Genomic DNA, 1,036 nt, shown 5'->3' on the forward strand with positions numbered 1-1,036 from the left:
GGCCGTGGCGGGTGCTGGGTGTCGCGTGCCGGGGCTCGGGTCGCTTCGGTGTCTGTGGCCTTGGGCGTTCAGGCCGCTCCGTTCTTCAGCGCCGACACCTTCCCCACCGCCAGGAGCAGCAGCAGGGCCAGCAGCGCCAGGCACACCGCCGCCTGCACCAGCGCCCGGCGGCCGCCGCGGGGCGCGTACGCGAACGCCAGGGCCACTGCCGATCCCGTCAGCAGCCCGCCCAGGTGGCCCTGCCAGGAGGTGAACGCCGCGGAGAGGACCAGCCACAGGAGCAGGCCCGCCATGAACTGGTTGACGGCGCGCAGGTCGGCGCCGAGGCGGCGGGCCAGGACGTAGTACGCGGCGCTCACCCCGAAGATCGCGCCCGACGCCCCCACCGTGCTCGTCTCCGGTGCCAGCAGCAGGACCAGGACCGAGCCGCCCAGCGCCGACAGCAGGTACAGGGCGAGATAGCGGGAGCGCCCGAGCTGTGCCTCCACGACCCGGCCGACGTTCCACAGCGCGACCATGTTCATCACGATGTGCAGGATCCCGAACGTCCCCTGCGTGGGCGGCATATGGAGGAACGCGCCGGTGAGCAGCCGGTACCACTCCCCGTTCACCACGCCCGCGGGCTCGAAACCGGACGGGTAGGCGTCCTGCCAGACGTAGTGGCCGCCGTCCGGGCCCCTCAGCACGGCACCCAGTACCGAGAAACGGTCCACGATCTCCGGGCTCACGAGTTCGCCCAGGTAGACAAGGACGTTCAGCGCGATGAGGACGTACGTCACCACGGGCGCCGTGGTGATACGCCCGCCGAACGCCGTGCGCGCCTGCCTGACCGACCGCGCGCCCTCCCGTACACACTCCACGCACTGGTGCCCGACGGCCGCCTCCCGCATGCAGTCCGGGCAGATGTACCGGTCGCACCGGGTGCAGCGGACACGCGACTCCACCTTGGGGTGGCGGTAGCAGGTGGTGACGGCGGGCTCGGACGGCGACTCGGGTTCCACTGCCGGCTCCTCGGTGGGGTGGGGCGGGTCTGACG

General features: G+C 72.1%; 1 protein-coding gene. It reads right to left on the reverse strand.

Annotated features, from left to right (window positions below; all coding sequences use genetic code 11):
* Window positions 1–68: 68 nt before the first annotated feature.
* Entirely contained in the window at window positions 69–1,001 is a 933-nt protein-coding gene (locus FNH04_RS46240) for a rhomboid family intramembrane serine protease (protein WP_322725795.1), read from the reverse strand.
* Window positions 1,002–1,036 lie beyond the last annotated feature (35 nt).

It is taken from the genome of Streptomyces phyllanthi, assembly GCF_009377205.1.
GTDB classification, from domain to species: domain Bacteria; phylum Actinomycetota; class Actinomycetes; order Streptomycetales; family Streptomycetaceae; genus Streptomyces; species Streptomyces phyllanthi.